Genomic DNA, 25,449 nt, shown 5'->3' on the forward strand with positions numbered 1-25,449 from the left:
CTTTGTGTGGACCTTCGATTATGCGTTTATGGCTTCAGGTGCCCGACCCGTTTTCGCGTGATCAGTGCTGCTGTGCTTGTGGATCAGGGGCTTCTTCAGGTTCCCCGCGCTCGTCGCGCATGATTTCAAACAATGTCTCGTTCTGGGCGCGCAAGGTGTCGATATAGCCTTTGTCAACGCCATGTTCGTTCCAGCGGGTGCGCAGTTTTTCAAGCGTTTCGAAATCATGTTTACGGAAAGCCGTTTTCTTGCGATCTGCGCGTGCTGGCGACAGGCCAAGCTCGACAAGGGCATCGCGTCCAAGATTAAGCGCACTTTCAAACGTTTCACGCTGGACGCAATGGGCCCCGGCATTTTCAAGCTCATAGACATGATGGCGGTCAAGGGCGCGGGCCAGAATGCGCACATTTGGATAATGCTTGGCGACGTGGGTCACCAGTTCGGTCAGGTTGTCACGGCCATCGATTGCGGCCACAAACAGCTTGGCATTGGCAATACCGGTGGTGTGCAAAAGATCGGGGCGTGTTGCATCCCCGAAATAGGCGCGGAACCCGACCCGGCCAAGCCGTTCAATCAGTTCGGGATCGTGATCAAGAACCACGACATTGTAGCCATTGGTGCCCAGAAGACGGGTGATGATCTGGCCAAAACGGCCGATACCCGCGACAACGATATCGCCAGGGGCTTCGATTTTATCGGCCTCGCGTGTACCGGTATTGACCAGACGCGGCGCAAGAAAACGCTCGTGAATGATAAAGGCAACCGGGGTCAGAAACATTGTCAGGGCGACGGCAAGTGTCATTTTCTGGGCAAGTTCGGATGGCAATACCCCGACACCATAGGCCATGCCAAATAGTACAAAGGCAAATTCCCCGGCCTGTGCCAGACCAAGCGAGAACAGCATCCGGTCCGCACCACACATGCGGACAACCGTTGCAATCGCAAACAGCACAACAGACTTCGCCGCCATGATGCCAAGGGCAATACCGATCAGGGTGCCGGGTTGATCAAAGAACAGATTGAAATCAATGCCGGCACCAACCGTCAGGAAAAACAGGCCAAGCAACAGTCCCTTGAATGGTTCAATGTCGCTTTCAAGTTCGTGGCGATATTCACTGTCAGACAGTACGACACCGGCAAGGAAAGTACCAAGTGCGGGGCTAAGGCCGATTGCATTCATTAAAAGTGCGGTGCCAACCACCAGCAACAAGGCCGCCGCAGTAAAGATTTCGCGCAAGTGTGATTTGGCAATAAAGCGAAAGATCGGCTGGATCAGATAGCGTCCACCAATGACGATCGAGGCAATCGCACCGATAATCACAACGGGTTGCGCCCAGTCCGGCACCAGATCAAGCAATATGCCGCCATGCCCGGTATCATGGGCGATACCTGATCCGTGTGCTGTCACCGCAAGCAGGGGGATGATTGCCAGCATCGGGATCACGGCAACATCCTGTGTCAGCAAAACCGCAAAAGAACTCTTGCCACCTACCGTGCCAAGCCAGCCTTTTTCACCAAGTGTTTGCAGAACAATCGCCGTCGATGACAGGGCAAGGATCATGCCGATGGCAACAGATTGCTGCCAGTCCAGCCCGAACACCATGCAGGCCGCGGCAATCAGGCCGGTGGTTGCCAGTACCTGAAGACCACCAAGGCCAATCAGTTGTCCGCGCATCGACCACAACATCGCCGGACGCAATTCCAGACCGACAAGAAACAGCATCATTACAACACCAAACTCGGCAAAGTGTTGCAGGTCGGCGGCTTCGGCGCCAACGATACCCAGAACCGGGCCGATCATCACACCGGCAATCAGATATCCAAGGACGGAGCCCAGACCCAGACGCTGGGCAATCGGCACAGCAATCACGGCAGCTACAAGATAGATGAAAGCAGAGGACAGAATTTCCATCAAGGAGGCTCCGGCACGGTCAAGCGGGATGATCAAACACGGCATTCTCGCATAAGCATCAAGCTTTTGGTGGCTTTTTTAGAAGGGCTTTGGGGCTGTTGTCAGGCATTACATATCAGGGGGGAAATCTGGAGAGCACCAAACAAAAAAGCCGCCCGTTTTAAGGGGCGGCTTTTGATCATTGGTCTGGCTGATGCGCGATTATTCAGCCGCGTTGATATGGGTAACATTGGGTGCGCTGCGCGCGCCTTTGCCCTCATGATCGTGACGGCGGATGAAATCCTTGATGCGCGGGCTGATCTGTTCGCGCCAGCGACGACCGTTAAAGACGCCGTAATGGCCGACACCCTGTTGCAGGTGATGCATACGCATGCTGTCGGGCAGGTTGCTGCACAGCTTGTGTGCCGCGCGGGTCTGGCCCATGCCGGTAATATCGTCGCGCTCGCCTTCGACGGTCAGAAGGGCAGTTTTGGTAATCGCAGACGGATCAACCGGGACACCCTGCCAGCGCATGGTGCCTTCGGGCAGGCTGTGTTCATGGAACACGACTTTAAGCGTCTGCAGATAGAATTCCGCCGTCATATCCATGACTGCCAGATATTCCTGATAGAAAGACCGCTTTGCATCAGCGCTTTCGCCGTCGCCTTCAACCAGATGCAGGAACATGTCGTGATGGGCCGATACATGGCGGTCCCAGTTCATGCTCATGAAACCGGCCAGCTGCATGAAGCCTGGATAGACACGGCGCATGACACCGGCATGGGGCAGGGGCACATGCGAAAGCACGTGGTGTTCAAACCAGTCAAGGCTGTGCTGCTTGGCGAAATTATTGACCTCGGTCGGGTTTTCGCGGGTATCGATCGGGCCACCCATCAGCGTCATTGATGCAGGCTGGCATTTCTCGTTACCGGCAGCCATCAGGGAGGCGGCGGCAACAACCGGCACAGAGGGCTGACACACCGCGATCATATGGGTGTTCGGGCCAAGCTTGCGCAGGAAGCGCATCAGGTAATCAATATAGCTATCAAGATCGAAGTGGCCCTGATGGACCGGAACCGTGCGCGCATCAATCCAGTCAGTGATGTAAACATCATGATCGGGAAGCAATGCCTCGACCGTGCCGCGCAGAAGCGTTGAAAAATGCCCGGAAAGCGGCGCGACAAGAAGCACGCGCGGGTCATCGGGCTGGGTCTTGAGATGGTCGGTTTCGCGCTTGAAATGCAGCAGGTCGCAAAAAGCTTCGCTGTGGACGATTTCTTCGGTGATCGGAACCGTTTCGCCATCAATGACCGTGCTTTCCAAACCGAATTCCGGCTTGCCATAACGGTGGGTGAAATGGGTGAACACGTCACATGCTGCGGCGGCTGCCCGACCCTGATGGGTATAGGACAACGGGTTTGCCGGATTGCGCAGCCACTTTTTGCTGGCATCGGCTGCCATGCGAAGCGGGCTTATTGTGGCGTGCTGCAATTCGTAAAGGTGATACAGCATTTATTCTCACTCCCGGGTGACGGACCATTGGGCATCGCCACCGACCTGGTTACGGCTTTCATCCTGTTTCTTGTCGCAAGGCAGTTGTTCTGCGATATGCGATTTGGTCTTTTCGGGCTTCTGTGCGCAGCATCCGTTTTGACTGGTGCGTGTCCGATAGATCGCAAAGGGTGCGAATATCCTGGCAACAGAAATCCCATAATTGCTTCAAAGCCTACGATAGTTAAGCTTACTTGCAATAGCCATAAAGTATGATGAAAGTCCAAATTATCGTTTTCTGCGTTGATTCAAACGAAATTTGGGCGTTCTGTCGAGTTAAATTTTGCAATGCAGCGTAAGTTGTTGCGTTGCAATAAGTGTTTTAAGCTTGAAATGGTCGTCAGCGCCGCTGTCAAACCCGCAAGGTCGAAGCGCCAAAAGACTCGTCTGTCGATCCGGTGTCGATCCGGTTTTGCTTTCCGGATCCTTCGCCAATGCTGTGTGTCACCAAAAGAAAAGGCGCTGCCAAGGGAATGGCAGCGCCAAGTCGTGCGGAGTACATTATAGGCGGTAACTGAGGCCCAAAAGGGAAGTCGGGCATTGGGGAAGCTCTGGCCGACAGGCGGGACAGGGTTTGGGTGCGGGGTTGCCTGCCGGCCAGATGCCCGTGATGGACTAAAGCGACGGTGGCTTAAGGTCCGGGCCTCACAGATTTCAAGTCGATTTCAATAGGGAACTTTTCAGACAAGACCGCGAAGGCTCTGTGCCATGCCCAAGGCGATCACGAACAGGAAGAAACCTGTACTGCCGACAATCGCAACGGTGCTGCAAAGCTCATTCAGGCGGGTCGGGTTTTCGATCAATTTGTGCATGGGATGTCCTCCTCAATCTGTCTGGGGAAAACATACTGTTCTGATTTTGTTCCAGCAAGAACAAAGTTGGAACAAATTGGGGTGGTTGTCTTTATATTATTGAAAATAAACGATTTTATGTCGATCTTAAATGTTCTCATTTTGGCGGGTGAATGAGAACATCTGCTTGGATTGTTGAGACTCGGGTTGAACAGAGGGCGCAGAAAACTGCGCTTCTACGCGAGTCCTCATGTTTCTGAAACGGTTGGCGGGATATCCGGCTTGAAAAGGGAACACTGGCCTTACCCGGGCGCTATGAATTTGTTATGCCTTTATGCATACTTTAGAAATTTAAAACGGTGCGTCTCAAACTGGAGGTGGTGTATGGGCAAGGACAGTAAACTGACCGAAGCGCAAGTCGAGTTCTACTCAGATAAGCTTTGCTTCCTGTGGGAGCAGTATATGAAATTTCTTGGAGTTGGCATCATTGCCTCGGGCGCTACTTTGGGATTGCTCGCAAATGCAGCCACGCAGAGATTGGTAACACAGGAGATATCTCTGGTATTCAGTCTGGCAATTGGCCTGGCCGGTATCGGTGGTGCATGTTTTCTGGGGTGCCGGTGGATGTGCCAGATTGTGATGGAGCGTCAGATTTATGCTGATCCCAAGGTTGCCAAAGAATACTTTGCGTTGGTGAACACATCCGAGCCATCAGCGCTCAAATATGAGTCGCGTGTAGAATTCTACTACTGGCTCAATAACCGGGTGAAGTTTGTAGCTGCAGGCTGCCTAATCTCCTCTTGGATCTGCGCAATCTGGGCGGTCATTTACGTGGTGGTTACGGCGGCATAGATCTAAACCCTGTGACCGATTTTTTAATGACTCAAATAGTTGATTTTTTCTTCTTACATCTGCGTGCTGTAAGGTTGTATTGTTGGATTTGATTTCGGCTGTTGTGGGACGTGTTTCGCAACAAATTGTTACGGTTCAACCAGATTCCGGTAAAGGCGCCGGTTTTGCGTTTGATCGCAGTGGTCTTGCCCCCAGAGATCGTGTAACAGTGCGCCTAAAGCCGCCACTTCGCAGCCTTGCTGATCAGGACACAGCAGCGCTGTCTGGAACGGTCGGGAAGGTCAGACATTCAAACATTGCCATGGGTGCTTGCCCGCCGGAAATGTTTCAGACGCAGAAATGCATCATGTTTACCATCCCGAATATGCCCGCTTTGCATCATTTATGGCCTGTCCATATCTGTGCAGAAGGGCGAAAGCACAAGCCGCATCGGGAAAACCCGATGTTGTTATCACGGCAAATGCCGTGTCCCGGTAGCCTGCCAGGATCATCTGATCCGGGGTCCCACCTTGGCGACGGGAAGGAAACGTTGGAAGGCTAAGGGCAGAATGAGACAAAGGCTTAAGCATCGTATCGCTGATATCGTGATTTTCGGTGGGACCGGAGATTTGGCGTTACGGAAACTGTTCCCCGCACTCTATGAAATGGAACGTACCGGGCGTTTCGATGATGAAACCCGCATCTTTGGCGCTTCGCGCAGCGAACATAGCGACGAGGAATTCCGCTCCAAACTGGAAGAAGCCGGGAAAAAATTCATCCCCAAGGGCGAGTTTGACGCCAAAATCTGGACCAAATTCGCAAGCCGCATCGGCTATGTGCAGGTCTCTGCCGATGACGAGGCTGGCTTCAAGCTTCTGTATGATAAACTGTCCGATCAGCCTGATCGTGACCGTGTCTATTATTTCTCGACCAGCCCGGCGTTGTTTGCCGATATGGCCTTTAACCTGAAAAAGGTTGGTCTGGTCACACCGAATTCCCGTGTCGTGCTTGAAAAGCCGCTGGGCCACGATCTTGAAAGCTGCCGTGAAATCAACGGCCAGATCGGTGATGTCTTTGACGAGAACCAGATTTTCCGTATCGATCATTATCTTGGCAAGGAAACGGTGCAGAACCTGATGATTCTGCGCTTTGCCAATGCGATGTTCGAACCGCTCTGGAACAGTGCACATATCGATCACGTTCAGATCACAGTGGGCGAGGAAGTCGGTGTCGAAGGGCGCTGGTCCTATTATGACGATGCCGGTGCGATGCGCGACATGGTCCAGAACCATATGTTGCAGTTGCTGTGCCTTGTTGCGATGGAGCCGCCCTATGTCCTTGATCAGGACGCGGTGCGCGATGAAAAGGTCAAGGTTCTTAAGGCCCTGCAACCGATCACGGATGCCAATATCGATACCGCAACCGTGCGCGGTCAGTATCGCAAGGGCGCTGTCGGTGGCAAGGAAGTGCCGGGCTACCTTGAAGAAGAAGGTGCCAATGTCGATAGCACCACCGAAACCTTTGTCGCAATCCGGGCAGAGCTCAATAACTGGCGCTGGGCCGGGGTTCCGTTCTATCTGCGTACGGGGAAACGTCTTCCGAAACGTCATTCGGAAATCGTGATCCAGTTCCGCGACGTGCCCCACCAGATTTTCCCGCTGGCAAAATCCATGACCAACTATCAGGCCAACAAGCTGGTTCTGCGCCTGCAGCCTGATGACGGTATCCATCTGGTTCTGAATAACAAGAACCCGGGGCCGGGGCTTGTGCGTTTGCGCCCGACGGCGCTTAACCTGTCATTCGCCGAGGCCTTTGGTGGCCGAAGCCCGGATGCCTATGAGCGTCTGTTGCTTGATGCGATTGATGGCAACAACACGCTGTTTGTGCGTCGTGACGAACAGGACATCGCCTGGCAGTGGGTCGATGCCATTCAGGAAGCCTGGCAGAACAACCATGTTACGCCCAAAGGCTACACTTCTGGAACGTGGGGCCCGTCAGCAGCCATTGCGCTGATTGAACGTGATGGACGGACCTGGAACGAAGAAGCCGGGTTCTAGGAATGATGTTGCCCCGGCTTTGATGCCGGGGTGCCACATATTCCCCATGACCCCAATTCGGGAAGAGAACATGATTAACGAACGCATTTTCAAAAGCGGCGATGACATGCTTGCGGCAATGGTCAAGGAAACCATCGAGCGGCTGGAATTTGCCATTGCCACCCGTGGCCATGCCAGCATTGCTGTTGCCGGTGGCCGGTTCCCCAAGCCGCTTTTCCAGACCCTTTCAACCGCGCGCCTTGACTGGTCAAAGGTAACCGTCACCCTTGGCGATGATCGCTGGGTGGGGCTTGACGATGACCAGTCCAATGAGAAGCTGGTGCGCGATAACCTGTTTATCAACGAAGCCCAGAATGCGCGCTTTGTGTCGCTGAAAACATCCGACAGCAACCCCGAAGACGCAATTGCAACGGTTAGCGCCCGTCTGCGCACCGAAATGCACTGGCCGCTTGATATTGTCTTTTTGGGGATGGGGGACGACGGTCATACCGCATCACTTTTCCCGTCCTCAACGCCCGAAGCCCTGCGCAAGGGGCTTTATCCCGAACATGGCGAGGTGGTCGCTGCGGCACGCCCGACCGTATCCCCGGTCCCGCGCATCAGCATGACTTTACCCGCCATCCTTAACGCCCGGTATATTGGTATCCATATTACCGGACAGTCCAAATGGTCGACCTTTGAAACCGCGAAAAACGGCACAGATATCGAAGAGATGCCAGTTCGCGCAATTTTGCAGCAGACTGACGTCCCCGTCGATCTGTGGTGGAGCGCCGAGAACCCGAAAGGCTGAGCCCCATGAAACGTGAAATAGAACAGATTACAAAACGCATTGTCGAGCGTTCCAAACCAACCCGCGAAGCCTATCTTGCCAAGATCGAAGCAGCAGCTTCTGATCGCCCGCATCGCTCTTCGCTGTCTTGTGGTAACCTTGCCCATGCCTCGGCAGGCTGTGGTGCAGCTGAAAAGGCCCGCATCAATGGGGACGAGGGTGCCAATCTTGGGATCGTGACGTCCTATAATGACATGCTTTCGGCCCATCAGCCGCTTGGTGTCTATCCGGACCTGATCAAAAAGGCCGTGTTTGAAGCTGGCGCAACCGCACAGGTTGCCGGTGGCGTTCCTGCCATGTGTGACGGCGTGACACAGGGCCGTCCGGGCATGGAACTTAGCCTGTTCTCGCGCGACGTGATCGCGATGTCGACGGCGGTTTCCCTGTCTCATGACGTCTTTGACGGTGCGCTGTATCTTGGTGTTTGCGACAAGATCGTTCCGGGTCTTGTTATGGGTGCGCTTTCCTATGGCCATATTCCGGCGGTTTTTGTCCCGGCCGGTCCGATGCCGTCGGGTTTGCCCAACAATGAAAAGGCCCGCATTCGTCAGCTTTATGCTCAGGGCAAGGTTGGTCGCAAGGAACTGTTGGAGGCCGAAACCGCATCCTATCACAGCCCGGGCACCTGTACTTTCTATGGTACGGCAAACTCCAACCAGATGCTGATGGAAGTCATGGGCTTGCATCTTCCCGGTGCGGCATTTGTCAATCCGAATACCGAACTGCGTGATGCGCTTACCGAAGAGGCCGCACGTCGCGCCCTTCAGATCACCAAGCTTGGCAACGATTACCGCCCGATTGGCAAGATTCTTGACGAAAAGGCCTTTGTGAACGGCATCGTCGGTCTGCTTGCGACCGGTGGTTCGACCAACCATACCCTGCATCTGCCCGCCATGGCGCGGGCGGCCGGTATCGAACTGCGCTGGGACGATTTTGACGAACTGTCACGTATTGTGCCGCTTCTGTGCCGTGTTTATCCGAACGGTCAGGCCGATGTGAACCATTTCCACGCTGCGGGTGGCATGGGCTTTGTGATTTCCGATCTTCTGAAAAACGGCATCCTGCATCCGGATCTCGAAACCATCCATAACGGTGGCATGGCCGCATACGGGACCGAGCCGTATCTTGATAATGGCAAGCTTGTATGGCGAGATGCCCCGGCAAACAGCCATGATGAAGAAATCCTGCGTCCGACCGAAAAGGCATTCAGTGCCGATGGCGGTCTGCGTATGCTTTCGGGCAATCTTGGCCGTTCCGTGATCAAGGTATCTGCTGTTAAGCCGGAAAACCGCGTGATCGAGGCTCCGGCAGCGGTGTTCACATCCCAGGAAGCCATGATGGATGCCTTCAAGGAAGGCAAACTGCATCGTGACGTGGTTTGTGTTGTGCGTTTCCAGGGACCGAAAGCCAATGGTATGCCTGAACTGCATAAACTGACCCCGCCGCTGGGCGTGCTTCAGGATCTTGGCTACAAGGTGGCTCTGGTTACCGATGGCCGTATGTCTGGTGCATCGGGCAAGGTTCCGGCTGCCATTCATGTGACGCCCGAAGCCATGATGAATGGCCCGATTGCCAAGGTGAAAGACGGCGACATCATTCGTCTGGATGCTGAAACCGGCGAGTTGCTTTTGAACGTGACCGAGGCCGAATTGGCAAAGCGTGATTTCGCGACCTTTGACAACAAGGCCGAACATCAGGACGGCTTTGGCCGTGAAATGTTCGGTGTGTTCCGCGAACATGTTGGTCTGGCAGAATTGGGTGCCAGTGCCGCCTTCCCGGGGGAGGCTGAAGTCGCGTAATGATGCTGGTTGGTGATATCGGCGGGACCAATGCCCGCTTTGCCTGGCTGGACGAGGCCGGCAATCCCCATACACCGATGACATTGCCGGTGCGCGAATATGCGACCATCGGCGATGCCATGCGGGACTTTATGGTCAAGACCGACTGTTCGGATTTGCGTGAATTTGCTGTCGCGGTGGCATGCCCTGCCATGGCCGACACGATCAAGTTCACCAATAACCCGTGGGTGTTTTCCAAAGAGGCACTCAAGGCCGAATTCAATCTGGACCGCCTTGTTGTGGTCAATGATTTCACCGGTCTTGCCATGTCGGTACCGTATCTGGGCGACGAAGACCTGATCACGCTGTTTGATGGCCCCGGACGCCCGGGATTGCCATTGGCAGTGATCGGGGCCGGAACCGGGCTTGGTGTGTCGGGATTGCTGCCCCATGAAGGGCACTGGTTGCCAATTCAGGGCGAAGGCGGACATGTGTCCCTGCCTGCGGTTGACGATCTTGATTATGAGATCGTCAAATTCCTGACCCGGGAACTGGGCCGTGTGTCGGCCGAACGTATCCTGTCGGGCATGGGGATTGAAAACCTGTATCGTGCATTGGCGGCGATTGATGGTGTTACGGTGGTCCCCAAAACCGCAGCCGAGGTTGTCGATGGTGCGCTTAAGGATGGTGACCCGCTTTGCCTTAAGGTACTGGAACGGTTCTGCCTGTTCATGGGCGGGGTTGCAGGGGATCTAGTCCTGACGCTTGGTGCCTTTGACGGGGTCTTTATCGGTGGCGGCATCGGCCCGCGCATTGCCGACTATATGAAACAAAGCGGCCTGAAAGAGCGCATGATCGCCAAGGGCCGTTTCCATGATTTGATGAATGATGTGCCGGTGCGCCTGATGACGGCGAAATACCCGGCCCTGCTCGGTTGCGCCAAGATTTTGACGGCCTGACCGGGAAACTGGAGGAATAGTTTATGAGCCTTTCATCGCGTGAAATTCTGTCCAAAGCCCCGGTGGTGCCGGTTCTGGTGATCGAAGATGTTAACGATGCCGTGCCGCTCGCCAAGGCACTGGTTGCCGGTGGTCTGCCGGTGCTTGAAATCACCTTGCGTTCCGACGCAGCCGAGGAAAGCATCAAACGCATCATCGCCGAAGTCCCCGATGCCATCACCGGTGCCGGAACTGTGGTCAATGCCAAACAGATGGAACGCATGGCCGAAATCGGTTGTGCCTTTGCTGTTTCGCCGGGCCATACGGAAAGCTTGCTCAAGGCTGCTGCGGATACCGGATGTCCGTTGCTTCCCGGTGCCGGGACGCCGTCCGAAATCATGAACCTGATGGATCATGGCTATGACACATTGAAGTTCTTCCCGGCAGAACAGCAGGGCGGTGTTTCGATGCTCAAGGCGATTTCAGGTCCGCTGCCACAGGTTAAATTCTGCCCGACCGGTGGTGTGTCGCTGTCCAATCTGGCCGATTATCTTGCCCTGCCAAACATCATTACGGTGGGCGGTTCGTGGGTCGCGCCCAAGGATGCGGTCAAGGCCGGTGACTGGGCAACCATCACCCGACTGGCACAGGAAGCAACCGACCGGGTCAATGCCCTGCGCGGGTAAGATAACAAATCCTCATGCAAATAAAAAAGGGACCCGTTCGGGTCCCTTTTTTGCTGGTGGCCGCGAGGCGGTTAGCGGATTTTGCGGGCGGGGAGCTCTTTTGAAATCCGGTCAACATACCAGCGTTCACCATCAAATTTGCGTTCCAGACCGACATCAAGAAGCTGTGCATCGCTCAGGGTGCTGAGAACTTCGCGCTGGTTCTTGCGTTTGCGGGCTTCAACTGAATATTTGACAATCCGGTTGAACAGCGCGCCGAACGGCATCCGTTTGGCAATGGGGTCTGTTGCAATATCGAACCGGGCAGAATGTGCAGAAATCTGATGAGCCATGATGGCCTCCTGATATTTCTGGTTGAGTTGCGTCTTTGATGGTTCGATCCTGTCATATGCAAAATAAAACAGGAATTCGGTTGTTTTGCAGATTTAATGTGCAAAAATAACCAGAACTTAAAAGCCGATGACAGATAAGGTGCAAAGATGAACTGGAATGATCTGCGCTATTTCCTTGTTCTTGCCGACGAGGGCAGTCTTTCCGGGGCGGCACGCCGGTTGCGCAAGGAACATACGACCGTTGCCCGCCGGATCGAGGCCCTTGAGCTTGATGTTGGAACCAAACTGTTTGACCGGCTGCCGCGCGGCTGGCAACTGACAACAGCGGGACAGAACCTTGTCCCGGTTGCCGAGCGGGTCGAGGAAGAGGCTCTTGCCTTTGAACGACAGGCCAAAGGCGATGAAGCTGCCCACGGGGTGGTGCGCATATCGGTGCCGCCGGTTGCAGGGCGTGTGTTGTTTGCCCCGCGTCTTGCCCGGCTGCTAACAGCGCATAAGGGTCTGGAATTTGAAATCATCGGGGCGGCCAATATCGTTAACCTTGCCCGGCGCGAAGCCGATATTGCCGTACGCATGGTCACCCCGCGCGAACCGGGATTGATCACCCGAAAACTGGTGGAACTTGGTGTCGGGCTTTATGGCGCGGTGGGGTATCGCGACCGGGTTCCCAGCCGTGACTGGGAATTTTGTGGCTATGAGGATACCGCTTATGGTGCCTCGAAAAAGGAATGGGTACGCCATGTTCTGGGACGGGAATTACCATGCCGGTTTCGCGCAGATGATACCGAAACAGTTCGCCAGTTTATTGCTGCGGGCCACGGTGTTGGTGTTTTGCCCAGATATCTTGGCGACAGGGACGAACAACTTGAACTGATCCACGCCGATATTGACGGTAAAAGCCGTGAAACCGGCTGGATGGTGGTTCATCCTGATATGCGCAGATCGCCGGGGGTGCGGCTTGTGATGGATGCGCTGATCAAGGCCGCTGACGAAATATCCGAAGAATTTCAGGTCTAGTCATCCGGATCAAACAGGTAAAAGGCCCCCGCAGAACGGGAGCCTTTTCATGCCTGAGGGAGGCACATGTCATCATGTCGATACCCCTATCGGCATGATGACGGTTATCAAAGCGTGTCGATTGCCAGAGGATTGCAAGAGATCGGACCTTTGGCCGCTTTGATCTGCTTAGAAACGCGACTGGATGATATGGCCATCATGTTCGCGTTCCAAACCGATATCGCGCAGTTGATCGTCGCTCAGACGGTTCAGGTCCGCCCGGCTCTGATGGCGTTTGTAGGATGATATGACGGCATCAAGAATGCTCCGGATGATAGCGCCAATACCCTTGGTGGTGTTGGGGCGCGAGGACGGGGATGTGTGGCATTGCGCCGTCATCTCGGGCACGGATTTTGTCGAAACGCAACCAACGACGGGATTGCAATCGATCTGGTTTGAAATAGCCATTCTGACGCTCCTTGATCGTGTGGGCTGTTTTGATGAAGTGACAATGGCATGCGCAAAAACGCGATGGAACTCCGATAAAATGCGCTATAGTTGTGCAAATTTGCGCAGTTGTTCTGATGCTCTCCGGGCGATAGGGAAGGGCGGTCATGCGTGAGATTGTTCGATTGACTGCTTGTAAGGGGTGATAAATGAACTGGAACGACTTGCGGTTTTTTGTCGCTGTTGCGCAGGCTGGTACCCTTTCCGGGGCAGCACGCCGTCTGGGGAAGGATCACACAACCGTCGCCCGACGGATCGAGGCCCTTGAAGCCGATCTTGGTGCCCGTCTTTTCGACCGTTTGGCTACCGGCTGGCAATTGACCGATGCCGGGGAAAACCTTGTCCCCGTGGCTGGCCGCATCGAGGAAGATGTTCTGGCCTTTGAACGTCAGGCACGCGGGGATGAAACCGCACATGGTGTGGTCCGGATTGCGGTGCCGCCAGCGGCTGGAAGGCTATTGTTTGCGCCGCGCCTGGCCGAATTGCTGCGCGATCAGAAAAATCTCGAATATGAAATTCTGGGATCCAGCGTGATTGCCAATCTGGCCCGGCGTGAGGCCGATGTGGCGGTCCGCATGGCAACGCCCGACCAAAGTGGCCTGATCGCGCGCAAGCTGACAAATCTGCGTTTTGCCATTTACGCTGCCAAGGGCTATACGAGCCGGGTCGCCCGCAAGGATTGGGAATTTTGCAGTGACGGGCGCAATACCTTTGGCGATTATCAGCAAGGCTGGGTCTGGGAAACGATTGATGCCAAGCTTCCCATGCGCGTAAAGGCCGATGATACGCAAACAGTCCTTGCCTTTGTGGCTGCGGGGCACGGCCTTGGATTGTTGCCGCGCTATATGGCCGATTCTGATGATCGCCTTGAGATGATCTTTGACGACAAACTGGGTGAAGTCAGCAAGCCGGTCTGGCTTGTGGTACATCCCGATATGCGCAGATCGCCCGGCGTTCGTATGGTGATGGATGCTCTCATCAGGGCAACCGAAAACATCCCGGCAGATTTTAAATCCTGAAGATCGGGTTTGTTCCCGCCTGAATTGATCAGGTTCCTGCAAATCAGCGTAAGAGAATGCAGTTCCGGGATTTTGTCCCGGTTTGTCTTTGATCATGCGTTGAGATCCGGTCTATCGCATGTTGCAGGGGGTGGTTATGACGACAACCCGGGATCTGGAAAACCTCCTTAAGCTGTCGTTCAATGGCGACAGGGATGCTTTCGAGCAGCTTTATCATGCGACCTCCGCGAAACTTTTTGGCATCGTTCTGCGTATCTTGAGAAACCGCGCCCAAAGCGAGGATGCTCTTCAGGATATTTATGTCCGCATCTGGCAGAAGGCGGGCGACTTTGAATCGGGACGGGCATCGGTGATCACATGGATGGCGACGATTGCCCGCAATCGGGCAATTGATATTGTCAGGCGCCAGCGTCCGGAAGCCGACATTGACGAAGTGGATGTTGATACACTTGCCTCGACAGATACCGTTTTTGAAGAAGTCGCGCGGGCCGGTGAAGTCCGCCGACTTGAACATTGTCTGGGCGGCTTGGAAGATGATCGTCAGCAAATGGTCAAACTGGCTTATCTTGAAGGCTGGTCACGTGCCGAACTTGCTGAACGGTTTGCCCAGCCAGTGGGAACGATCAAGACCTGGCTGCATCGCAGCTTGCGACAATTAAAGGAATGCCTCGGATCATGACCGATCACGAAGACAAGGACATGCTGGCGGCGGAATATGTGCTCGGGACGCTTGACGCCCGGCAACGCGATGCCGTGAATGCGCGCCGGGGCAATGAACCTGATCTTGAGGCGGCAATTATTGCTTGGGAAAGCCGGTTGTCACCACTTAACACCCATTACGAAGCTGTCGCACCCTCGGCAAATTTGTTTGCGAATATTCGAAGCCGGATTGATGCAGAGGGGATTGAGATTGCCCGAACTGTGCCGGGGATTGCCGATTTCGCGGCTCTTAAACGCAAACTTGCGATCTGGCGTCTCGGTGCTTTGGGTTCTGCTGCGATAGCAGCCGGGCTTCTGATAACGGTGTTCACATCCGATCCGGTGTTGCCCGTTGCCGATGGCAAGTTTGTCGCCGTGTTCCATCGTGATGACACCCAGCCGGCCTTTGTCATGAGTGTCGATCTTGATACCCGCGAGGTCACCATTCGTCCGGTCGAGGCAACCGTTCCCGAGGGCAAAACCTATCAGCTGTGGATCGTTACCGATGAAACCGGGCCACAGCCACAATCGCTTGGACTTCTGGAAAATGTTGCAAACCCGACCACCAAGCAACTTGGTCAGTTCGACCCGGCGATGCTGCGCAAGGCGACCTTCGGGATCAGTCTTGAACCGGCCGGAGGATCGCCGACCGGACTTCCGACCGGACCGGCCATTCACGGACATCTGATCCCGGTCGCGCATTAAAAATCACCTTTTTGAAACCCGATTGAATTGTCTGCGTAGCTTCTGTGTGTGCGATCAACGCACCAGACGAGCGAACCGCAAAAGGCGTGTTCACATTCAAAAGCAAAGGAGACTTCACATGACGTTCAAACGTAAGGCGACGGGTTTTGCTGGTGCCATGCTGCTTGGTGCCGGGGTTGTTTTTGCCGGAAGTTCGGCAGCATTTGCGATGGGGCCGATGGTCGATGCCATGGATCAGGACATGTCGGGCGGCACCGTCACCGCGTCAAAAATCATGGCTGGTGAAAATGGCTGGCTGGTTGTTCACCGCACCGATAGCGACATGAAGCCGGGACCGGTTGTGGGGTATGCCCCGATCAAGAAGGGCGAGAATATGGACGTCGCGGCCATTCTGCAGGAGCCGGTCAAATCCGGCGAGATGCTGATGCTGATGGTGCATTCCGAGGCCGGTGGCATGCAAACCGGTGTGTTTGAATATACCCTCGGTGCGAAGGAAGATGGTCCGATCAAGCCGGACGGCAAACTGGTGATGAAGGTTGTCAGCGCCCGGTAACGCATCCGTTCAGGAATGCCAGCAGCCCGCATGGTGTCAACCGTGCGGGCTGTTATCGTTTAAATCCAGCCCAGTTGCCTTGCTGATGCCAGCAACAGCATCACCCCGAACAATGTGATCATCAAAGCCCCGCCAAAGCCGACTGCGCGCCGGATGATCCCCGCTGCCCCGTCAGAAAGATGAAACAGATGCCGGGTTCCGGTCCGGATGCCAATGGCGGCAAGTCCGATCAGGCTGATGGTAAGGGCAACGCCAAGGGCCATGGCGAAGGCCGACCCGATGCCGATCAGAAACATCCCGTTTGCCATCGTAAAGAGCAGCACAAGTATAGAGCCCGTGCAGGGGCGCAGGCCAACAACGATCCCGCTTGCAATCATCTGCCAGCGCGTTTGAGCTGGTGCAGCGGTGCTGTGGGCATGATGGTGCCCGGTGTCTTGATGATCGTGCTGATGTTCATGTGCGAGATCATGCGCGTGATTGTGGTCATGACCATGGTCATGCGTGTGGTGATGATGGTCATGGTGGGTGTGTCCGCCGTGATCACAGCAATCATCCCGTCCCTGCAGAATGCGCAGGCACATCAACGCGCCAAGACCCGCAATCAGGGCATATGAAACAGCCTCAAGGACCAGACCGTTTTGGGTGATTGCCGCCGGGCCAAGATTAAGGATCAGGGTCAAGCCACCAACCAGCACGATGGCGGTTATCGCCTGTACGCCTGCGATAAGACTGCCCATGGCAACCCCCTGTCTCCATCCGGCATCGCGTGACAGGAAATAGGTGGTGGTAATCATCTTGCCATGACCGGGGCCCGCGGCATGAAACACGCCATAGGCAAAGGAAAGGGCAATGATCATCAGTCCCGGCCAGATACTGCGATCAGATTTGGCATCACGCAGGGTGGCGGTGATTTCGCGGTTGAGTTTGGTCTGAATGACAATTGTCTGACCAACAAGATCAGACAGCCAGCCGGGCAGGGAAATCAGGCTTTCATCTTGGGCGGGAGATGACGGGTTTTGAGCTGTGTTGGTGCTATCATTGCTGCCGCGACCCAGAAGATTGGCCGACTGCGCATTGGCCGGATTAATCGACCCGAACGAAATCACCAGGAGCAAGGCTGCCAGCATTGCCGCCATCTGCCACCTTGCCCGCGCAAACAAGATCGGCGCGGATCGGCGCAACAAGGTCAAAATAGATGCGATTCTTTTCATCTTCGCTCATCTCGAAATGGCAGGAGAGATTCTTGACCCCGGAAAACAGGATAGGGTCGACCTGTGTGAAAGCGACATCAATATAATATTCAGCGTCATAGACAGACAGGCTGATTGTGTCCTTTTTCGGATCAAGCGGGCTTTCAAGATCCAGCTTGAAGTCATAGCTGACACGCCGGTCATCGGTAACATCTGCCTTGAAGTCCGATGCGCCGGAAAATGGCACCAGCTCTTCATTGCGGCGCAGATGTGTCAGCCAGGAAACTTCTGCCAGTGCGGCAAAGGCATTATCGCGCAGATTGGTGTTTTCATCGCCAAAGAACCGCGTGTCGTGGTTCTGGTCGAACTCGTCCATCAGCGTCATGCTGAACAGATCATCAAACACCCAATGAATGCGAATGCCTGTGATCTGGTCATTCTCGAACAGGAATTCGGCGCTGGCATCAATCCAGACATGGGGATGGGCAAACGCCGAAACGCTGGTTGCCAGCAAAGCGAAGCCGGCAACCAGCACTGTCGCGCAGGATTTACGAAGCGTTGCCAAGGCAGTCGACAAGGGCGCCGACATTCTGACGAAGGATTTCCTGATAGGCATCGGGTCCGGCAGCAATTTCCGCGCCAAGCGGGTCAAGGGTTCCGCTGCGAATACCGGTATCGGAAACAACGGCCTGCACAACTGCCGGGCGGAATTGCGGTTCGGCAAAGATGCAGACGGCACCGGTGTCACGGATTTTGTCTTCGATTTCATGCAGGCGCTTGGCTCCGGGCTTCTGATCAGGCGATACCGTGATCGACCCGACCGCATTCAAGCCAAATCCGGTTTCGAGATACTGATAGGCATCATGAAACACGACATAGGGCTTGCTCTGGATCGGGGCGATCTGTTGGCGTAGATCATTGCCAAGTGACGTCAGGCTTGCAAGTAACGTTTTCAGATTGGCGCGATAGTCATCGGCATGCTCTGGATCGATTTCGGCAAGTTCATCTGTGATTGCCGTTGCAATGCTTGCACCATTGGCTGGATCCATCCAGATATGCGGATCAATACCACCATGTTCATGATGGTGATCTTCTTCACCGTGCGCATCGTGATCCTGATCGTGATCGTGGCCTTCATCATGTGCATGTTCATCGTGATCATGATCGTCGTAATGGCCGTGATCTTCGTCGTGATCGTCATGATCGTCATGACCATGATTTTCCCACGTGCCGCCTTCACGCATCTTGCGAAGGGCAAGGCCCTCGGTCGCAATCAGTTCAAGCTGGTGGCCGTTCTTTGAAAGAGTCTCAAGCGGTTTTTCAAGGAAACCTTCAAGGCTGTGGGAAACATAAACCACCAGATCGGCCTCGCTCAGTGCTCGGGCCTCGCTTGGGCGCAGGGAATAGGAATGCGGAGAGGATGCACCATCAAGAAGAAGAAGCGGCTCGCCAATATCTTTCATGATGGCGCTGGTGATGGCGTGGATCGGTTTGATGGATGTCACAACCTTTGGCGCGTCATCGCCATGAGCCGCAGCAGACGGGATATAGGTCATTGCCATCGGGGCGGCCGCAATCAGCGGGGCAGCCAAAAGGAAACGACGAAGCGCAAGGGGGAAGGAGGGCATGTGTTCAATCCGGTTCATTGCAGGAGGGATGAGTTAATGTTTGTTATGTTATATCATAACATTTGGTCAAGGGGAAAATGACCGGGTGGCGACTTTTTCCGCCAAGCCCGGCCATAATCATCGACCGAAATGAACCAATACCAAGATGTATCAGGCGGCAGCCGCCGGTCTGGTCATGGGCGCTAAGTGCCGCCAGATCAATAGAACCGTTGCCAGCAACACGGCAGCGACCTGTACGACAAACACCATCTGATAGGCTTTGGTGACATCAAGTCCGGCAAGCTTTGAAACCTGGAAGGTGATTTCCAGAAGTTCGATCCCGACTTCGGTTCCGAACATGATCACAAAGGCCGGAGCCAGGGTGATCAGCTTGTTACCATTCGCCGATGCAATCACGGCACTGACGACAAGCGTGGTGGCAATCCCTATGCCGATGCTCGAAAGCATCTTGGTCCAATAAAACAGAAGCGCATCGGTTGCCGGATAAGGATAGAAGATTGTCGCAATCGACGAGATGATCAGACAGGGAATGGCAATCAGCCAAAGCCGTTCCCGCCAATGCGGATTGCGTGCAATCAAGGCCCCGGCCCCAAAAACCATCAATACCTGACTTGCAGCACCGAGTGTGGCGCGGTCATCAATCAGTGATGACGTGCACAGATGCCGGACAAGATAAGCGGTGTCATAGACGCCGGTGGTCGGGATTTCGAGAATGAACAAAACCGCCAGCAGGAAAATTGCATCCGAGGGCAGATTGGCATCGCGCGGGATCCATGAACGTGCGCCGAGATAAAGACAGATGGCAAAGGCAAGGAATACAGCCATGAGGCCAAGACCCAGCATGCTCTCGACACCGGCAAAGCTGTTGGCTGTTGTCCAGGCTTCGAACGAAATCACTACAAGCAGAAACAGGATAACCGGTTTCCAGTTTGTCTTGGGCTTTGGCGTGGTTTCGTCTGGCGCATGATGATCTGCCGCCTTCATCACGACGGGCATGATGACAAGGAACAGCATGGGTAATACCGCAAGGATCAGGAAATAGTTTCCGGTTCCCACATCAAAGGCGACATATTTGACAAGCTGTGGGGCGATCAAGAAGGCAATCGGCTGGGCCGCAGTCCAGATTGTTGTCAGCAGGGACTTTTCCCGGTCGGTTTTCGCCTGACTGATGGCAAGCTGTGCCAGCGGGGCGAAAAACGAAATGGCAAAGCCGCCCAGACAGAAGCTTGCAAGAATAATGATCTCGCGGACCGAAAGTGCCGGGTCCCAATGCATGGTCAAACCGACGGCGGCATAGCAGGCACTTGCCAGCGAAGCTGTCGCAATGCAAACGCGACGTGCGGTCTTGCTGCTGATCACAAACGGGGCAATGGCAAGGGCCATGACCGCCCCGCCAATCAGAACCTCGATCAGGATGTCGGTGCGTTCGACCGATATGTTCAGGAAGCTGGCAAATTCGCCCTGAGAAACAGAAACCGTCATGGTGGCAACGGACCGAAGCCCGTTACCCAGAAGAATGAAAAGGCCCAGAAGTGCCGTTTCAATCAGTACCAGTTGCTTGAGTGGTGAAGTCATTTGGTCAATGCGTCGGCCATATGATCGGCAGCACGGATTGCCAGTGCCGCGATGGTCAAGGACGGAGCATTGACCGGGGTTGTGACATGGGTACTTGCCCCGATGATATAGAGATTGTCGTGATCATAGGTCGCCAGATCGGGCGATACGACCGAGGTCTTCGGATCGCTTCCCATGATCGTGGTGCCGCCAATAATCGCGTTCGACAGATACGGCGTATCGGTTTGCATGTCATTCACGCCAAGGGCCGCAAAAATCTTGCGGTTGACCTCAAGCGCGTTTGCCAGACCCTTTTTGGTATAGTCATCCAACGTGAAAGTGACTTTGGGGCGCGGAATACCCGAACTGTCCTTTTCATCGGCCAGTTCAACCCGGTTGTTCCAGTTGGCCAGCACCTCGGCCGAGCTGTTAAGACGCAAATGACGCGATATCTGGTCATTAATGGTTTTGGCCAGTTCCTGACCAAACATGCCTTTCTTGATCAGATCCTTGGCCAGATTGGTCGCATCGGAATTACCCGACCAGCCATCATTCATGAAGCTGGTGCCAACCGCGGCATAGTCCGACCGGAATGCTCCGTCGCGCAGTTCCACCAGACCACCTGTCTGTTGCGGGCCGCGATAGGGGAAAATCGGTTCATCAAGAATGCCCCAACTGTCCTGATTGGCCTGTGTCAAAAGATTGCGGCCAACCGCATCGGAACTGTTGGCAACCCCGTTGGGGGCTGTTTCCTGTGCCGAATTCAAAAGAAGACGCGGGTTTTCAATTGCGTGGCAGCAGACAGCAAAATACTTACCACTGACCCAAAATTCGGAACCGTCCGGTTTGCGGACTTTTACGCGGGTGATTTTCTTGTTCGCGCCAACCTCGATAAAGGTCACAAGGGCTTCTGTCTCGACGCGTACGCCAAGGTCCTCGGCCTTCTGGGCATGAACAGATGCATCATATTTTGCGCCAATCGGGCAGATCGGCACACAGGTATTGTTGCCACAGCATACCGGGCGATTGTCATAAATCTCGGAATTGCGGGCATGAGAAAACGGTGCAGAATGCAGGCCGAGCTTATCGAGCGCCTTTGTGACCTGTTGATCCATATAGCTCATCGGGATCGGCTGCATCTGATAGGGGGCACCATCGCGCGGAGCACCCCATGGATAATCCGGATCGCCCGCAACACCCCAGCGTTTTTCAGCCTCGACGTAATAGGGAACCAGAAGATCGTAATCAATCGGCCAGTCACGTGACACGCCATAGGTCGATTTCATTTTGAAGTCATGCGGGCGCAGGCGGTCGGCAAAGCCGGTCCAGTGCCAGGTCGTCCCGCCAAACAGGCGCAAATAGGCCCCGATGAACTGATCGGGTCCGCCCTGAACGTAGAAATCGTTATATTTCCCGTCTTCGGGGTGTGGCGCATAAGGCTGCGACGGATAAGGTGATTGCGGCCCCTTGACCGGGTTTTCATAGAAGGTCTTGAGGTTTTCGGCCCGGCTGCGTTTAGGCCCAGCCTCAAGCATGATGACATCAATGCCTTTCTGCACAAGGCTAAAGGCCAGATGCGATCCTGCCATGCCCGATCCGATAATGACGACAGTTGCTTCCATCACATGTCCCCCGCAACCGGATGATGGGCCCAGTGACCAAAGGCCGGTCCGCCGCACGTTCCCGGTGCGGTGGCAAATGTCAGGGACTTCCATCCAAGACACCACGGATAATAAACCGCCTTATAGGCACCATCGCGCATGACTTCGCCGGTATAAAGCAGGCGAGCGATGAAGGCGGCCTGTTCCTGAATTGCAGGACTTGCCTGTTTGATGCGATCAGAAACCGAACCGGTGCGCAGGGCATAGACAAAGTTACGCTGCGCAAGTTCACCGTAAGTTGCGACAAACTCGGTATTGGCAGCGTCCATCAGATGGTCGGAGATATCGGCAATCCCGCCGATCTGACGGACGATGTCATAAAAGGCTGCATTGCCACCGAACCCTTGCGCGCGGGCGGCAACCGGCGCAAGAGGCAGCAGCGAAATCGATCCCAGCAGGGCGCGGCGCGAAATGTTCATTTGCTTACCACGACCAGACCACGGGCCTTGTTGGAACCATCGTCAATCGTTGCCATGGCGGTGCGCAGATCAGCAATCGTCATCCAGACGGGCGGATATTTATACTTGGCGACATCCAGTACCAGTGCACGGTCGGTGTCTTCGTCATAGGCGGCAATCGGCGATACATGACCGTCACCGACCTGGCCGATCGGTTTGCGTGAATAGTTGGCAACCAGACGCTTGTTCGGATCGGCAAGCGTTGCCTTGATGGTATCGCGCAGCCACGCCTCGTCGAAATTATTGGCGTGGTGGTATTTGGCCTTCACGCCAAGATTTTCGAAGAAAGTGGCAATCTGGCTCAGGATCAGGCCGTCATGTTCGACCATGGCATAGGATTTGACCTTCTGGTTTTCAGGGGTGAAAACCGTTTCCTGCGTAAAGAAGCCCCACGGATAAAGGCGATAGGGCTGCGGACGCTTAACACCCAGACTGTTCATGGTGGCAGCAATACTCGCCGGGCCACAGAAAGTCAGGATATGTTCGCTTTCAAGATAGCTTGCCAGTTCGAAATAAGGACCAGTGAGTTCGGCATCCTTGAAAATCTCGGTGCCCTTGGCATCGGTCAGATAGATCAGTTCGTCTGCATTGGCAAATGCCAGCGGGGTGATCATCATGAGGCCCGCAAGGGCAGGCAGAATAACGCGTTTCATTATTGAGTCCCTCCGAACCAGGTTGCGATGGCCTTTACATCGGCATCGCTCAGATCTTTTACGATTTCATGCATAACCAGCGCCTGACCACCGGTGCGGCGGCCTTCCTGATAGGCGCGAATGGCGTTTTCGAGATAAAGCGGCTGCTGGCCGAGAAGGATCGGAACATCCTTGAGTGCCGGGTTGCCATTGGTGCCATGGCACGACAGGCATTGTGACGCTGCCACCGGCATTTCGGCTTTCTTGCTGTCATCGGCTTTGGCCGATGTGATGCCAAGGACCGAGCATGCGATCATGATGGCTGCTGCACCTTTGGTGCGGTGAATAAGGGATCGCATCATCATACCTCGATATTGACGTTGATCATCATGCCGGTGTCTTCATGGGGCAGGATGTGGCAATGCATGACATAGCGCCCGGTGAAATCGACAAACCGGGTGCGGAAGGTAACGGTGCCTGCCGCAGGCACGGCAATCGTATCCATCCACGGTTTGCGGGTATCGGGTTCGCCGTTGATGTCGATGACCTGAAACGGATTGACGTGAATGTGCAGCGGGTGGGGGAAGGGCGTTGTATTGATCAAAGTCCATTCTTCGACCGCGCCCAGTTTTGCCACCACATCGTCACGGCGCGGATCAAATCCCCGACCATTGATGGTAAATTCGGTGTTATCAAAGAAGCCCGAGACATCCTTGACACCCAGAACGAATTTCCGCTTCACGGTGACTTCATCGGCATTGATATCCGTCAGGATTTCATTTTTGGGCAGTTCGCCGGTTGGAATCTCCTTGCCGAATTTGATGCCCGGTGCGATGCGCGGATCGTCTGCGGCAACAACAATGATATCGGCAAGATGTTCTTCAGGCAGGCTTGCCTTACCCTGCATGAAGGCTGGGCGTTTAAGGGCATAGGTACCCGTTTTGGGTGCCTTGATCAAAAGGTTGGCGCGGTTGCCCGGTGCAAGAGTGAATTCATCGGTCTGTTGGGCCATTGGCAATGGATTGCCATCAAGGCCGACCAGATGCATTTCTAGTCCGTCCGCTCGCAAAGGTATGAACTGGGCATCCCCGGCATTAAGGATGCGCCAATGCTGAACTTCACCTTCGCGGATATAGATTTTCGGACGGTATTGACCATTGACCAGAAAATCACGTTCGGCATCAAGCGGCCAGATCGGCTTTTCGCTTTCAAGCAATCCGTCAATTCCGGCGATTGGCGCCTGAAGCACCAAAACACGTTCAATGGCATCGGCAATTTCGGGCACATCATCAAGGGTTCCGGTGATGATGGCCATGCCCGCTGCACCCGATGCGATCTGGGCTGAAACCGATCCATGGCGGTGAGGATGATACCAGTAGTTACCGGCAGGATGATCGACCGGTAGCTGAACGACATAGTTGAAGCTCTGACCCGGTTCAATCTGAAGATAGACATTGTCACTGTTCCCGCGCGGACTGACATGGAAACCGTGATAATGGACATTGGTTGTGTTGAACCGGTTGGGCACATTGGTTACGACCGGTTTGCGGGCATCCTTGTTGGGCGGCATGCGGTTTTCAAATGCCAGCTCCAAAGTATCGCCCGGTTTAAGACGCAAGGTAGGACCGGGCAGGGATGCATTGAATATGCGAAGTTTGGTCGGGCCGCTGGGCAACGTGTAATCGGTTGCCTCCATATAAAAATCGGCTTTCAGGCGGCCATTAACCGAATGAATTTCCATCGGATTTGCCAGATCATCCGAAATGCCGACTGGTGATTTGCTTGTAACTGTTTCCATGGCGCTGGATGGCGATACCAGCCATGGCAAAGGTCCAATGCCAGCAGCAAGGGTTGCTGCGGCCGACCCCTTCAAGAGTCCGCGACGCGTGACCATTTATTGTCTCCCTCAACAAGCCGGCTGTATTCGGGAACCGGTTTGCTTCATGCCCGAATTATTCTTGGCCCTGCGTTTGAGGGCTGGTTCTTGTACGAAGATATAAACCTTCGCTATTGTGCGCTGTGGCAGCTGTCACAGCGGGCTGATTTAGAACAATTATTCTTAAAATCGAACCAAAAACATTTTAGCCATTTTGGTCAATCTATCAATCAATGGTTGGGGTTTGTTTGTTAAGTTTATATCTCGTCTACCATTTCAGAGCGAAC

General features: G+C 54.6%; 25 protein-coding genes. 11 read left to right on the forward strand and 14 right to left on the reverse strand.

From position 1 onward, the window contains the following. Nucleotides 1-61: 61 nt before the first annotated feature. The 3 genes from TH30_RS17180 to TH30_RS22575 form a co-directional block, all read right to left on the reverse strand. Entirely contained in the window at nt 62-1,912 is a 1,851-nt protein-coding gene (locus TH30_RS17180; protein ID WP_114099367.1) for a monovalent cation:proton antiporter-2 (CPA2) family protein, read from the reverse strand. Nucleotides 1,913-2,113: 201 nt separating this feature from the next. Continuing rightward, complete coding sequence (locus TH30_RS17185) at nt 2,114-3,403, reverse strand: polyhydroxyalkanoate depolymerase (protein WP_114099316.1); 1,290 nt, start codon at nt 3,401-3,403, stop codon at nt 2,114-2,116. Nucleotides 3,404-4,122: 719 nt separating this feature from the next. After that, nucleotides 4,123-4,254 (reverse strand): hypothetical protein, encoded by a 132-nt coding sequence (locus tag TH30_RS22575; protein WP_255355705.1) that lies wholly within the window; start codon nt 4,252-4,254, stop codon nt 4,123-4,125. Nucleotides 4,255-4,617: 363 nt separating this feature from the next. Here TH30_RS22575 and TH30_RS17190 point away from each other — a divergent pair, with 363 nt between their 5' ends. The 6 genes from TH30_RS17190 to TH30_RS17220 all read left to right on the forward strand — a co-directional run bounded on the left by TH30_RS17190 (nt 4,618) and on the right by TH30_RS17220 (nt 11,352). Further along, nucleotides 4,618-5,085, forward strand: coding sequence for a hypothetical protein (locus TH30_RS17190; RefSeq protein ID WP_114099317.1), 468 nt, complete (start codon nt 4,618-4,620; stop codon nt 5,083-5,085). A gap of 548 nt (nt 5,086-5,633) precedes the next feature. After that, a complete protein-coding gene (gene zwf / locus TH30_RS17200) occupies nt 5,634-7,121 on the forward strand; it encodes a glucose-6-phosphate dehydrogenase (protein WP_114099319.1) in 1,488 nt (495 codons plus the stop codon). Between the two features lie 70 nt (nt 7,122-7,191). Beyond that, a complete protein-coding gene (pgl, locus tag TH30_RS17205; protein ID WP_114099320.1) occupies nt 7,192-7,911 on the forward strand; it encodes a 6-phosphogluconolactonase in 720 nt (239 codons plus the stop codon). Between the two features lie 5 nt (nt 7,912-7,916). Further along, nucleotides 7,917-9,749, forward strand: coding sequence for a phosphogluconate dehydratase (edd, locus tag TH30_RS17210; RefSeq protein WP_114099321.1), 1,833 nt, complete (start codon nt 7,917-7,919; stop codon nt 9,747-9,749). After that, nucleotides 9,749-10,687 carry a glucokinase gene (glk, locus tag TH30_RS17215; RefSeq protein ID WP_114099322.1) on the forward strand — a complete coding sequence of 313 codons (939 nt, stop codon included), beginning with the start codon at nt 9,749-9,751 and terminating at the stop codon, nt 10,685-10,687. The genes edd and glk overlap by 1 nt, the downstream gene beginning before the upstream one ends. Before the next feature lie 23 nt (nt 10,688-10,710). Continuing rightward, a complete protein-coding gene (locus TH30_RS17220; protein ID WP_114099323.1) occupies nt 10,711-11,352 on the forward strand; it encodes a bifunctional 4-hydroxy-2-oxoglutarate aldolase/2-dehydro-3-deoxy-phosphogluconate aldolase in 642 nt (213 codons plus the stop codon). Between the two features lie 71 nt (nt 11,353-11,423). Here the strand turns inward: TH30_RS17220 and TH30_RS17225 are convergent, their stop codons facing one another. Then, the gene (locus TH30_RS17225) at nt 11,424-11,684 is read right to left on the reverse strand and encodes a DUF1127 domain-containing protein (protein ID WP_114099324.1); all 261 of its coding nucleotides are present in this window, start codon (nt 11,682-11,684) and stop codon (nt 11,424-11,426) included. 147 nt (nt 11,685-11,831) lie between these two features. On the opposite strand from TH30_RS17225, the gene TH30_RS17230 reads away from it, so the two are divergent. Beyond that, complete coding sequence (locus TH30_RS17230) at nt 11,832-12,701, forward strand: LysR family transcriptional regulator (RefSeq protein ID WP_114099325.1); 870 nt, start codon at nt 11,832-11,834, stop codon at nt 12,699-12,701. A gap of 168 nt (nt 12,702-12,869) precedes the next feature. Here the strand turns inward: TH30_RS17230 and TH30_RS17235 are convergent, their stop codons facing one another. Next, nucleotides 12,870-13,148, reverse strand: a complete 279-nt coding sequence (locus tag TH30_RS17235; RefSeq protein WP_220150334.1) for a DUF1127 domain-containing protein — start codon at nt 13,146-13,148, stop codon at nt 12,870-12,872. A 188-nt stretch (nt 13,149-13,336) separates the two neighbouring features. Here TH30_RS17235 and TH30_RS17240 point away from each other — a divergent pair, with 188 nt between their 5' ends. From TH30_RS17240 to TH30_RS17255, 4 genes are all read left to right on the forward strand, one after another. Next, nucleotides 13,337-14,206 carry a LysR family transcriptional regulator gene (locus tag TH30_RS17240; RefSeq protein WP_114099326.1) on the forward strand — a complete coding sequence of 290 codons (870 nt, stop codon included), beginning with the start codon at nt 13,337-13,339 and terminating at the stop codon, nt 14,204-14,206. A 136-nt stretch (nt 14,207-14,342) separates the two neighbouring features. Then, the gene (locus tag TH30_RS17245; RefSeq protein WP_114099369.1) at nt 14,343-14,885 is read left to right on the forward strand and encodes a sigma-70 family RNA polymerase sigma factor; all 543 of its coding nucleotides are present in this window, start codon (nt 14,343-14,345) and stop codon (nt 14,883-14,885) included. Beyond that, on the forward strand, nt 14,882-15,610 hold the full coding sequence (locus TH30_RS17250; protein ID WP_114099327.1) for an anti-sigma factor: 729 nt from the start codon (nt 14,882-14,884) through the stop codon (nt 15,608-15,610). The genes TH30_RS17245 and TH30_RS17250 overlap by 4 nt, the downstream gene beginning before the upstream one ends. Before the next feature lie 118 nt (nt 15,611-15,728). After that, nucleotides 15,729-16,163 carry a DUF7282 domain-containing protein gene (locus TH30_RS17255; protein ID WP_114099328.1) on the forward strand — a complete coding sequence of 145 codons (435 nt, stop codon included), beginning with the start codon at nt 15,729-15,731 and terminating at the stop codon, nt 16,161-16,163. 59 nt (nt 16,164-16,222) lie between these two features. On the opposite strand, the gene TH30_RS17260 is transcribed toward TH30_RS17255, so the two are convergent. The 9 genes from TH30_RS17260 to TH30_RS17300 form a co-directional block, all read right to left on the reverse strand. Continuing rightward, on the reverse strand, nt 16,223-17,299 hold the full coding sequence (locus TH30_RS17260; protein ID WP_258548772.1) for a nickel/cobalt transporter: 1,077 nt from the start codon (nt 17,297-17,299) through the stop codon (nt 16,223-16,225). Further along, the gene (locus TH30_RS17265) at nt 17,247-17,942 is read right to left on the reverse strand and encodes a DUF1007 family protein (protein ID WP_114099329.1); all 696 of its coding nucleotides are present in this window, start codon (nt 17,940-17,942) and stop codon (nt 17,247-17,249) included. The genes TH30_RS17260 and TH30_RS17265 overlap by 53 nt, the downstream gene beginning before the upstream one ends. Then, nucleotides 17,902-18,981, reverse strand: coding sequence for a zinc ABC transporter substrate-binding protein (locus TH30_RS17270; protein WP_114099371.1), 1,080 nt, complete (start codon nt 18,979-18,981; stop codon nt 17,902-17,904). The genes TH30_RS17265 and TH30_RS17270 overlap by 41 nt, the downstream gene beginning before the upstream one ends. A gap of 150 nt (nt 18,982-19,131) precedes the next feature. Next, entirely contained in the window at nt 19,132-20,556 is a 1,425-nt protein-coding gene (locus tag TH30_RS17275) for a hypothetical protein (RefSeq protein WP_114099330.1), read from the reverse strand. After that, on the reverse strand, nt 20,553-22,157 hold the full coding sequence (locus TH30_RS17280) for a GMC family oxidoreductase (RefSeq protein ID WP_114099331.1): 1,605 nt from the start codon (nt 22,155-22,157) through the stop codon (nt 20,553-20,555). The genes TH30_RS17275 and TH30_RS17280 overlap by 4 nt, the downstream gene beginning before the upstream one ends. Then, nucleotides 22,157-22,615 carry a hypothetical protein gene (locus TH30_RS17285; protein ID WP_114099332.1) on the reverse strand — a complete coding sequence of 153 codons (459 nt, stop codon included), beginning with the start codon at nt 22,613-22,615 and terminating at the stop codon, nt 22,157-22,159. The genes TH30_RS17280 and TH30_RS17285 overlap by 1 nt, the downstream gene beginning before the upstream one ends. Continuing rightward, a complete protein-coding gene (locus tag TH30_RS17290; protein WP_114099333.1) occupies nt 22,612-23,307 on the reverse strand; it encodes a phytochelatin synthase family protein in 696 nt (231 codons plus the stop codon). The genes TH30_RS17285 and TH30_RS17290 overlap by 4 nt, the downstream gene beginning before the upstream one ends. Then, entirely contained in the window at nt 23,307-23,645 is a 339-nt protein-coding gene (locus tag TH30_RS17295; RefSeq protein ID WP_258548773.1) for a c-type cytochrome, read from the reverse strand. The genes TH30_RS17290 and TH30_RS17295 overlap by 1 nt, the downstream gene beginning before the upstream one ends. Before the next feature lie 2 nt (nt 23,646-23,647). Beyond that, nucleotides 23,648-25,180, reverse strand: a complete 1,533-nt coding sequence (locus TH30_RS17300) for a multicopper oxidase family protein (RefSeq protein ID WP_114099335.1) — start codon at nt 25,178-25,180, stop codon at nt 23,648-23,650. Nucleotides 25,181-25,449 lie beyond the last annotated feature (269 nt).

The sequence above is a fragment of the Thalassospira profundimaris genome (genome assembly GCF_003326795.1).
Lineage (GTDB): Bacteria > Pseudomonadota > Alphaproteobacteria > Rhodospirillales > Thalassospiraceae > Thalassospira > Thalassospira profundimaris_C.

Bases quoted from the DNA above. Each gene is read 5' to 3' on its own strand.
- TH30_RS17180 (WP_114099367.1), bottom strand. From the start codon at position 1,912: ATGGAAATTCTGTCCTCTGCTTTCATCTATCTTGTAGCTGCCGTGATT.
- TH30_RS17265 (WP_114099329.1), bottom strand. From the start codon at position 17,942: ATGTCGGCGCCCTTGTCGACTGCCTTGGCAACGCTTCGTAAATCCTGC.
- TH30_RS17295 (WP_258548773.1), bottom strand. From the start codon at position 23,645: ATGCGATCCCTTATTCACCGCACCAAAGGTGCAGCAGCCATCATGATC.
- TH30_RS17285 (WP_114099332.1), bottom strand. From the start codon at position 22,615: ATGAACATTTCGCGCCGCGCCCTGCTGGGATCGATTTCGCTGCTGCCT.
- pgl (WP_114099320.1), top strand. From the start codon at position 7,192: ATGATTAACGAACGCATTTTCAAAAGCGGCGATGACATGCTTGCGGCA.
- TH30_RS17290 (WP_114099333.1), bottom strand. From the start codon at position 23,307: ATGAAACGCGTTATTCTGCCTGCCCTTGCGGGCCTCATGATGATCACC.
- TH30_RS17280 (WP_114099331.1), bottom strand. From the start codon at position 22,157: ATGGAAGCAACTGTCGTCATTATCGGATCGGGCATGGCAGGATCGCAT.
- TH30_RS17190 (WP_114099317.1), top strand. From the start codon at position 4,618: ATGGGCAAGGACAGTAAACTGACCGAAGCGCAAGTCGAGTTCTACTCA.
- TH30_RS17225 (WP_114099324.1), bottom strand. From the start codon at position 11,684: ATGGCTCATCAGATTTCTGCACATTCTGCCCGGTTCGATATTGCAACA.
- TH30_RS22575 (WP_255355705.1), bottom strand. From the start codon at position 4,254: ATGCACAAATTGATCGAAAACCCGACCCGCCTGAATGAGCTTTGCAGC.
- TH30_RS17260 (WP_258548772.1), bottom strand. From the start codon at position 17,299: ATGGCGGCAATGCTGGCAGCCTTGCTCCTGGTGATTTCGTTCGGGTCG.
- TH30_RS17240 (WP_114099326.1), top strand. From the start codon at position 13,337: ATGAACTGGAACGACTTGCGGTTTTTTGTCGCTGTTGCGCAGGCTGGT.
- zwf (WP_114099319.1), top strand. From the start codon at position 5,634: ATGAGACAAAGGCTTAAGCATCGTATCGCTGATATCGTGATTTTCGGT.
- TH30_RS17250 (WP_114099327.1), top strand. From the start codon at position 14,882: ATGACCGATCACGAAGACAAGGACATGCTGGCGGCGGAATATGTGCTC.
- TH30_RS17230 (WP_114099325.1), top strand. From the start codon at position 11,832: ATGAACTGGAATGATCTGCGCTATTTCCTTGTTCTTGCCGACGAGGGC.
- TH30_RS17235 (WP_220150334.1), bottom strand. From the start codon at position 13,148: ATGGCTATTTCAAACCAGATCGATTGCAATCCCGTCGTTGGTTGCGTT.
- TH30_RS17275 (WP_114099330.1), bottom strand. From the start codon at position 20,556: ATGACTTCACCACTCAAGCAACTGGTACTGATTGAAACGGCACTTCTG.
- TH30_RS17255 (WP_114099328.1), top strand. From the start codon at position 15,729: ATGACGTTCAAACGTAAGGCGACGGGTTTTGCTGGTGCCATGCTGCTT.
- TH30_RS17300 (WP_114099335.1), bottom strand. From the start codon at position 25,180: ATGGTCACGCGTCGCGGACTCTTGAAGGGGTCGGCCGCAGCAACCCTT.
- edd (WP_114099321.1), top strand. From the start codon at position 7,917: ATGAAACGTGAAATAGAACAGATTACAAAACGCATTGTCGAGCGTTCC.
- TH30_RS17185 (WP_114099316.1), bottom strand. From the start codon at position 3,403: ATGCTGTATCACCTTTACGAATTGCAGCACGCCACAATAAGCCCGCTT.
- TH30_RS17270 (WP_114099371.1), bottom strand. From the start codon at position 18,981: ATGCCCTCCTTCCCCCTTGCGCTTCGTCGTTTCCTTTTGGCTGCCCCG.
- TH30_RS17245 (WP_114099369.1), top strand. From the start codon at position 14,343: ATGACGACAACCCGGGATCTGGAAAACCTCCTTAAGCTGTCGTTCAAT.
- TH30_RS17220 (WP_114099323.1), top strand. From the start codon at position 10,711: ATGAGCCTTTCATCGCGTGAAATTCTGTCCAAAGCCCCGGTGGTGCCG.
- glk (WP_114099322.1), top strand. From the start codon at position 9,749: ATGATGCTGGTTGGTGATATCGGCGGGACCAATGCCCGCTTTGCCTGG.